The 8,489-nt window shown below is 30.7% G+C and carries 14 protein-coding genes; 12 read left to right on the top strand and 2 right to left on the bottom strand.

Annotation, left to right across the window (positions count from 1 at the left end; all coding sequences use genetic code 11):
* The 8 genes from AC27VX_RS23395 to AC27VX_RS23360 form a co-directional block, all read left to right on the top strand.
* Positions 1 to 742 (top strand): M91 family zinc metallopeptidase (locus AC27VX_RS23395; RefSeq protein WP_488698358.1); only part of this gene is annotated, 742 nt, incomplete at its 5' end.
* Positions 732 to 1,304 (top strand): hypothetical protein, encoded by a 573-nt coding sequence (locus tag AC27VX_RS23390; RefSeq protein ID WP_488698355.1) that lies wholly within the window; start codon positions 732 to 734, stop codon positions 1,302 to 1,304. The genes AC27VX_RS23395 and AC27VX_RS23390, both read left to right, overlap by 11 nt.
* Before the next feature lie 411 nt (positions 1,305 to 1,715).
* Positions 1,716 to 1,922, top strand: coding sequence for a hypothetical protein (locus AC27VX_RS23385; protein ID WP_488698353.1), 207 nt, complete (start codon positions 1,716 to 1,718; stop codon positions 1,920 to 1,922).
* Positions 1,885 to 2,439: a hypothetical protein gene (locus tag AC27VX_RS23380; protein ID WP_236859189.1), complete on the top strand. Its 555-nt coding sequence runs from the start codon at positions 1,885 to 1,887 to the stop codon at positions 2,437 to 2,439. Before AC27VX_RS23385 ends, AC27VX_RS23380 begins: the two co-directional genes overlap by 38 nt.
* A 64-nt stretch (positions 2,440 to 2,503) precedes the next feature.
* On the top strand, positions 2,504 to 2,797 hold the full coding sequence (locus tag AC27VX_RS23375) for a hypothetical protein (RefSeq protein ID WP_488698351.1): 294 nt from the start codon (positions 2,504 to 2,506) through the stop codon (positions 2,795 to 2,797).
* 88 nt (positions 2,798 to 2,885) lie between these two features.
* Entirely contained in the window at positions 2,886 to 3,602 is a 717-nt protein-coding gene (locus AC27VX_RS23370; protein WP_488698349.1) for a hypothetical protein, read from the top strand.
* Between the two features lie 221 nt (positions 3,603 to 3,823).
* A complete protein-coding gene (locus AC27VX_RS23365) occupies positions 3,824 to 4,603 on the top strand; it encodes a tyrosine-type recombinase/integrase (protein ID WP_488698347.1) in 780 nt (259 codons plus the stop codon).
* On the top strand, positions 4,575 to 5,438 hold the full coding sequence (locus AC27VX_RS23360; RefSeq protein WP_488698345.1) for a tyrosine-type recombinase/integrase: 864 nt from the start codon (positions 4,575 to 4,577) through the stop codon (positions 5,436 to 5,438). Before AC27VX_RS23365 ends, AC27VX_RS23360 begins: the two co-directional genes overlap by 29 nt.
* 22 nt (positions 5,439 to 5,460) lie before the next feature.
* Here AC27VX_RS23360 and AC27VX_RS23355 read toward each other — a convergent pair whose 3' ends face one another.
* Entirely contained in the window at positions 5,461 to 5,637 is a 177-nt protein-coding gene (locus tag AC27VX_RS23355; protein ID WP_488698343.1) for a hypothetical protein, read from the bottom strand.
* Between the two features lie 689 nt (positions 5,638 to 6,326).
* Here AC27VX_RS23355 and AC27VX_RS23350 point away from each other — a divergent pair.
* From AC27VX_RS23350 to AC27VX_RS23335, 4 genes are read left to right on the top strand one after another with little or no spacing between them, the layout of a single operon-like run.
* Positions 6,327 to 6,824 (top strand): RHS repeat-associated core domain-containing protein, encoded by a 498-nt coding sequence (locus tag AC27VX_RS23350; protein ID WP_488698341.1) that lies wholly within the window; start codon positions 6,327 to 6,329, stop codon positions 6,822 to 6,824.
* A 30-nt stretch (positions 6,825 to 6,854) separates the two neighbouring features.
* Positions 6,855 to 7,166 carry a hypothetical protein gene (locus AC27VX_RS23345; protein ID WP_488698339.1) on the top strand — a complete coding sequence of 104 codons (312 nt, stop codon included), beginning with the start codon at positions 6,855 to 6,857 and terminating at the stop codon, positions 7,164 to 7,166.
* A 20-nt stretch (positions 7,167 to 7,186) separates the two neighbouring features.
* Positions 7,187 to 7,747, top strand: coding sequence for a hypothetical protein (locus AC27VX_RS23340; RefSeq protein WP_236855645.1), 561 nt, complete (start codon positions 7,187 to 7,189; stop codon positions 7,745 to 7,747).
* A gap of 42 nt (positions 7,748 to 7,789) precedes the next feature.
* Positions 7,790 to 8,272 carry a hypothetical protein gene (locus AC27VX_RS23335; protein ID WP_488698337.1) on the top strand — a complete coding sequence of 161 codons (483 nt, stop codon included), beginning with the start codon at positions 7,790 to 7,792 and terminating at the stop codon, positions 8,270 to 8,272.
* A 1-nt stretch (position 8,273) separates the two neighbouring features.
* Here the strand turns inward: AC27VX_RS23335 and AC27VX_RS23330 are convergent.
* On the bottom strand, positions 8,274 to 8,489 hold a 216-nt coding region (locus tag AC27VX_RS23330; protein WP_488698335.1), incomplete at its 5' end, for a hypothetical protein.

The following is an 8,489-nucleotide window of genomic DNA, read 5'->3' as shown; positions in this document are numbered from 1 at the left end:
TGTGGTAGATCCGCTGGCGGAGAAGATGACAAGACATAGCCCTTATAATTATGCTTTTAATAATCCATTGAGGTTTATTGATCCGGATGGGAAGCAAGGTGAAGATATAATTTTATCCATGGGTCGTGACAAATGGGGAGCAGAAATAAAAGCAAGATATGAAGGAGGAAAATTATATTCTTATGTTAATGGAAAAAGATCAAATACTGAATATAGTGGCGATACATCAAAAGTGAGTGGAATTATTTCCGATCTTAATAAACTCAGTGCAAATTCAGCTGGAAAATCCGATCTTATCGATTTCTTTTCTCAAGAAGGAAATGATGTAACGATCAGATCAAATGTTGATAGTGAAAATCATTATGGCTACGGGACTGGAGGAATTGTGGTAAATGGTGAAAAAGTTCCCCTACCTACAACTGAAGGGATGCAAGATGCTGAAACTTATATTGTATTGGGGCACGAAATGGGACATGCTAAGTCAGACTTGAAAAAGGAAAAGAATGCAATGGATGACTGGTATAAAACTAATAGCGGAAAATCAATAACTATTGATGAAATAAATGCCACACATATAGAGAATAAAATTAGAAAAGCAGCAGGTCTTCCTTTAAGAACACTCTATAACCCATACAGGAATGACACTTCGTTGTTGACAAAAGATAATAAAAAGAGTTTGTACATTGATAAAAAAGAAAATTATCCCACTAAAGAAAAAGTTAAAGAGAATTATGAATATTAAAAAATACATATATATACTAGTTATCTTGGAGATATTAGTTGGCTGTAAAACAAAAAATCAATGTGACCAATATGTCAATAGTATTAATAAGTCTATTGAACTAGAATATCATCAAAACTTAAAGACAAACCATGAATTATTTTTAAAAGAAAATACATATATTGATCCCTTAGAAAATTACACAAATTTTAATAGCTGTAAAAGAAAATATATTTTATTCACTTTTCCTAAGGATACAGTTATTGTTTTAGATAGAATTAGACATGATGATTATGCAGGTACAAATATTAATTTAACAGGAATTTATAAGGATGATGAATTATTATCTTTTAATAATTTTAGTAAAGGATTTAAAAAGATAAAAATTGACAATGATTATATTTTTAATAATAGTCATTATCAATATATTATTAAATTAAAAAAAGGGGATTTTTCAAAAAGAAAAATTTCTGAATTTTCTGATGATGCTTTAAAAGATATTACATTTATTACTCTAATTATAGACAAAAAAATAAAAGATATATACCGTGTATATTCTAACGAACTTGTAAGAATAAAATGATAACAAAAGCAAAGGTATTGCATGATTGAAACTAATAACGGATATAAAATTTTAGACAATTGTAATCTTGCTGGAGTAGGCCCCGCTGCAAAGTTTGTAACTTTGAGCTAATAATAAAAAAACCATCGCAATTGCGGTGGTTTCTTATTGTAAAAGCGTTCTGTTTTTTATACAAAAACTACTACCAAGGCTACCGATTATCTGGATGGCTTTCAGTATACAGATGATGTACTTAGCTTTGTTCCTACTTTAGAAGGCTATTATGATTTCGTTGAAAAGGACTATATTTACCACTATACTGATCATTTAGGCAATATCCGTTTTTTCAAGAAAGATAGTAACGAGAAAGGTTATTCAGCAACAATTGAAGCAGAAGGAGATTCTCATTCTATTAAATATGATAATTATGATTTGGCTGAAGCTGTTTATCATGAAGTAAAAGCTCATATAGAAGGTGAAGCTGGCGGAGCTGAACAAGATCATACAAATTATGGATCAACTTATTTTAGGCTTGAAGCCAAACGGACTCCTGGGTCTCCTGCGGAAGTAATCAAAAACCAACTTATAAAATTAAGACAAGATGAAAAAAGACAAGACAATAAGATTGGCAGTAATTAAAAATATAATTTTTTTAGCAATATTATTTTTAGCAAATATAGTTGAAGGGCAGATTATAGAGATATACAAACCAATTGTTGTAACATATAAATCGGCAATACTAAATAATGAGAAAGTTAATATTGGAATCTTTGATCGGTTTCGGGAGGATACATCAAAAATGAGATATGAATATTTGAAGTATGATTCTGATAAAGAAGCTTTGTATAGATATGATGATAAACTTAAATCATTTCAAAAAATAATCTCTTTGCAACCGAATAACTTTGAAGTTCAAAAAAATATTAAGTTTGGAATATTTGATGAGTTTAATTTACAAAGAAAAGGGGAAGATGTCTTTATTGCAAAATCTCCAGATGGAAGCTATCCTTCACATCATAGATTTATAAAGTCTATCGAAATTCTTGAAAAAACAAAAGAAAATCTAATATTAAAGATTAGTTTTCAAGACGAATTTGAATGGGGTTATTTTGGGATTTTAGTTCTAAAAGATTTTAAATATTCCTCAGATCAATAATAGATAATTTAGGTACCTGCTATCACACATAACCTTTCATCTTGCTGTCACGAGACTGCATCGGATGGTTGTTATAATAACAAAACCACTACTATTGAGTGGTGGTTTTGTATATGAAAAACTATATATTCATTCTGAAAACAATAAATATATTTATCAGTACAAAGACCACCTTGGAAATGCCAGGGTAAGTTTTGCAAAAGACAAAACAAGCGTTCTTGAAATAACGGATATCAATAATTATTACGCATTTGGAATGAATCATATTGGAGGAGTGAAAGGCTTGCTAGGAGGTTATATGAATTACAAGTATAATGGTAAAGAGCTGCAGGTTCTGGCTTCCAAGCACCACAAGTAAAGGCAGCTACCACAGGTATGAACAAAGGTAAAATCAGACTTCAATCTTCAGCAGTATATAATCAAACAATTTTCTGGAAAGTAACAAAATGAGAATAGCAATTATTTTAGTAGCAACTTTATTAGCAACCTGTTCAAAAAAGAGTGATAGTAAACCTATCCAATCTGTAGAAATTAAAAAAAATAAGACCATAGATATTTTAGAAGATGGTAAAAGGCTTTTTACTTATTTATACAATGAAAAAGATTTGCCTGTTGAAGTAATATCATACAATGAGCAAGCAAATAAAATAGAGTCTAAATCGGATTATAATTATCAAAATGGAAAATTAAATTATGTTTCTCAGGGTAATGTAAAAGATGTTGATTACACGCAATCTGTACTAAATTATTTGTATCAGGCTAAAGATTTATCAACTAAAGGAATTAAGATTGAACATCCTGAAATAGTCAGCAGTGAAGTTAATGATTTAGCTACTATTTTAACAGTGGGTAAGAATTATGATGATTTTAAAAAAGACTCTGTTGTAAACGGAAATGAGAAGACTATAATTTATAAAAGTTTTAATAAAAAAATCCGTTTTTATCCATCTAATATTACTCAATTTATTCCTGAAGACGAAATCATCAAAGAGTATACTTTGATAATTAAAGATAGTTTACCAATAAAGGAAACCTTTTTACTGGAGAATAATCAGAGTTTAAAAAGAGAATATTTTTATGATAAAAATAGAATCAAAAAAATAACTTACATAGGTTCTGACCCAACGAATAAATTACAAAGAGAATTTATTTACAAGAATTAGATAACAAAGAAGCCAACTAAAAGAGTTGGCTTTCTTTATTTTATCTAAAAGCCTGTTTAGTTTTAAAATTTTGTATGATGTTGTCCACGAGAAAGAACAGGTGTTCTTTGGTGTCAGCATCCAGCTTGTCTATATCTTCGATACGCTTCATTACTTCCTTATCATACTTGATACAAATAAATGAAGAAACTATATTATTATTCAGAAAAGAATTACAAAATATGGGATATTGCGAAACGGTTACAAACTCCTATCCAAAGCAGATTACAAAGTTTTTAAAATATGTCCGGAAAGAAAATTTTGAAATCCAAACCAAAGATATTTTAGATTACTACACTTATCTGAAAACCGTCATAAGTCCGAGAACCAAAAAGCCTTTAAGCGACAATTATCTGCACAGTATTTTACTTGCCATCAAACTCTATTTTGATTATCTGCAAAGAACCGGACAAATAAAAATCAATCCTTATCAGCTGAAAATAAAGCAACCAAAATCCGAAGAGAGAAAGGTATTTACAGACGAAGAAATCAGAAAATTATACAATAAAAGTACATCGTTACAAGCGATAATATTACACCTGTGTTATGCGTGCGGAATGCGTAGAAATGAAGCCTCAGAATTGAAAATAAACGATATAGATTTAGAAAATAATCTACTCTACATTAGAAAAGGAAAAGGCAAGAAAAGAAGAGTTATTCCATTTACAAAACAAGTTCAGAAAGATATTAAAGATTTTATTTTTTCATCTGAAGGAAAAGAATATTTATTGAACATTACAGCAACAAGAATCTACGAAGAATTTAAAAAGTTACTCAAAAAAGCAGAATTAAATAATCAAGGATTTACATTGCATTGTTTAAGACATACGATTGCAACACAGCTATTAGAGCAAGGAATGGAACTTGAGAAAGTAAGGGATTTTTTAGGACATGAATATTTATCAACTACCCAAATCTATACAAGAATCAATTATGGAACTGGAAAATTATCTGAAGAATGAGCTATCAGAAGCTACTGTAAAAAACTATCTGTATGAAATAGAAAAATTTAGGAAACATCATAAGAGTCCAGGAAAGCTGAAGTACCAGACCATTATGAATTATGTTGAATTATTAAGAAAAACTTACAATCCACAAAGCATTAAAAGAACCGTTTATGCGATTAAGAAATACTATGATTATTTAGTAGAAACAGGTAAAATAAAACAGAACCCCGCACAAAATATTAAGATCCGGGACGGAAAAGAAAACCCTGTACAATTGCAGGAACTCTTAACAGAACAAGAATTACAAAAGCTTTTAGAACCGAGAGAAGAACGTTATCCGATACTCACCAAACGGAATCAAATCGTAATGAGTTTATTGGTGAACCAAGCCTTATTAACCAGTGATATTGAACGATTAAGAATCGGAGATTTAGATTTACAGAATGCCAGGATCAACATCCGTAAAACAGGAATTACCAACGAAAGAATATTAGATTTAAAAGCTGACCAGATTCTATTGTTTTATCAGTATTTACAAGAGGAAAGAGAAATGTTAACCACCTTCAGAACTGAGAAAGAGAATTACTTTTTATTAGGGAAGTTAGGGGCTACAATTACTTCAGATGACATTAATTATTTAGTCTCTACTTACAAGAAAAACTTCACCAAAAAACTGACTTCCATTACTGTCCGCCAGAGTGTTATCAAACTGAAATTAGACCAGGGCGAAAACCTGAGAAAGGTTCAATACTTTGCTGGACACAAACATGCAGATACCACAGAAAAGTATAAAGAAACAGGTGTAGATGCACTGCAAAATGCAATTAATCAATATCATCCAATTAAATAGTCACGTAATATATTGCGTGAAATTAGATTTTTTTAAAAGGATTTTGTCCTAATAAAAAGACAAAATGTTGTTTTTTTGAAAGCAATTCACAACCTAATATTTTTTTTAAAAAGACAGGAAGAGAAACAGCATCATTTTTTAGAAAAGAAATAATCCCTAAAATAGAAGAAACGATACTAATAATTGTCCAAAAATCCATAAATCAAATATAAGAAATAAAATCCAACGCCTACATTTTGAATTAAATATCCCGCCCGCCACCAGAAAAAGACATTTTTCTCCAACACTGGCCTAAACTTCCCTGAACTTTAATGCCACAGCAAATTACATAATAAAATTATATGCGCAGCAGCACCTAAACGTTGCCTTCCACTCCGCAAGCTTCGCTACTGGCAAAGCCATTGGCACCTATAATTTGAGATTATGTAAAATGCTTTCCTACGCTCCGTGGAAACCACTCCGCTTCCAACGCTCTGTGGTCTTTTCATGGAATCTTAGCCAACAAAACCACTGAATCGCCGTAGAAATGGCAGTCGGTAAAAGAATGTGGATTTGTGGATAAAGCCAACGCTGAAAGCCACACCCATTTTACCCACAAGTCCACATTAACAACAACAGCGACAACAATAGAAATCTTAGTCTAAAAATCTTCTTAAAATTACCATCTTATGCAAGATGTGCTTTTGTACGGACAAAACTATTCCTGCCCAGAAGCTGGGATTTTTTTCAATTGAAAGAAAAATCTATACGGAAAAACAATTGAATTTATTTTTTCAACTGAATAAATTTTTATCTTTGGAAGAAGCGACGGAAGAGTGATCAAAAAGTAAACAGTCGCGCGAAGAAAAATGAAGCAGGCAAATCCTAAAAAGTGAAGTAGACTACGGAATGTATGATTATGGAGCGAGATTCTACATGGCAGATTTAGGAAGATGGGGTGTGATAGATCCGCTAGCAGAAACATCTCGGCGTTGGAGCACCTATACTTATGCCTATAATAACCCAATAAGGTTTATTGACCCGGATGGAATGCAAAATTATGATATAACATTTGGGAAAAATATCTCAACAGAAACGCAAAATAAAATTGTTAGTGATTTAGGTAAAGAAACAGGTTTAGATTTATCTGTGGGAAGTTATGGAAAGCTTTTTTATAAAGAGACTGAGAACATGGGAGGAAGTAAAACAGCCCGAGATATATTAAAGGGAGCTATTGATAACCATAGAGCAGATTATCAGGTTAATTCTGATAACACAAGAGCATCTTCTATAGTGGAGGCCGGAGGTAGAGGAGAAACAATAGATGGAAAGGCAGGCTATACGCAAATCTATGATTTGAATATAAATACTGATCAAATAGATAGTTTTATAGCAGGAACTAGTTAGTCTTTAAACCCTTTAACTCTGGGATATGGAATGGTCACCCTTCATGAAATTAGTCATAAATATAATAATCTAATAGACGGATTTGTTGGTAGTGATGGAACAGAATATCAAGCATCGTCCATATATGGTTTACAAGGAGATAATGTTAAAAAAATGAATGTTATCAGAACTGAATTAGATGCATCTGGAAATTTTGTATTGCCATTTGGTCAAAGAAAATCATATTCTCCATTAGTTGAAGGTGGAACGAGTTTTTATCCGTTTAGTACTGAGGCAAAGTCCGCAGGACCATCCAAAGTTAATTCAAAGAAAGATTTATTTATCAAAACCCTTCAAAAATAATGACCTTTAAAAATAGAGAAATGAAAATCCATAAAATACCTAAGTGTTCAATAATTATTCTAGCTTTTATTAGTTGTAGTTCGTTATCAAAAATCAGATATAAAGAAGCATATGAATTTGTAGATAAAGACTTTCTTAGTAAAGAAGTTTCAGAACAAGAGTTTGGAAAAGATGTTTCGGGAGTATATATTTATGACTTGGTATATGCTAATCCTTTGGATGAAAAAGATAGTAGCAATATTTATAAAAATATTTTATCAGAGAAAGGAGAAATAAAACCGTTAAGAAAAGATTCTAATCTTAAGGATTTGTCAAAGCAAAACTTAAATGGTAACTGGGAGCTAAATTCACAATTTAGTACTGTATTTAATAATGTTGTACAATATAAAAAAACTCCAAATGGTCCTTTAAATGCGGCAATATTTTCTGAAATTAAGCATAATCAATTAAGAATAGACGTTGTTCCTTTCTTTATAGGAAGTCCTAAATATTGTGGGACAATTACCAAATACTATTTTAAGTTTGATAAAACTAAAATAATTGAGAGTAAGAAATGGAAAGATCATTATGAGTGTTGGTGATAATAGAAATACAAAGTTTAATAAATCCTGTAAGTAAATCCTGTGAAGGAAAATTTAAAAAAGACTAAAAATATATTGATATTATTTTGGCTGACAATAAACTTTAGTTGTTTATCAATAAATATGCAATATGCTAAAAAAGATGTAGGCTTTTATAATTATATGGATAAAATAATTAAAGATCGAAAATTTAAGTTTTTAGAAATTTCCTATGTTAAAAGATGTGGTAATGATATTATATTTTCACTTTCAGAAATGAATTATAATGATAACTTATCAGATCAATATAAGGTTTACGATTATAAAGGAACTTTAATAATTTACGATGTAGGAGATGAAAAAGATAAGAATCTAATTGGATTTTTTGATGCCTTTTTTAAAAAATCGAATCGGGATATATCTTTTTTACCAAAAGGAAGACAATCAATAATAAATGCGACAGCAATGTATTTTAAAAGTGATAAGTTTATTACAGATAAATATCAAATACAATACTTTATGGAAAAAGATTGTGAGACTAAATAACCTAATATATGAGGGTAAATATAAAGAAGATTAAGATATTATTTGTTTTTATTATTGGCCCCCCCCCGCTGTGCAAAGCCTCCTGACTTTGCGCTGATAACCATAAACCCTCGCTTTTGCGAGGGTTTATGGTTTTACAAAGCAGCAGCGTTTTTAGCAAAAAGTCTTTAAATCCACCACCGGAGTCAGCGGTAATTTTGACGAATACCTGACCTAT

This window comes from Chryseobacterium sp. 14P4.3.2, assembly GCF_057799275.1.
The sequence above is the reverse complement of the archived record's forward strand: the minus strand, read 5'-3'. Positions and strand labels throughout refer to the sequence as shown.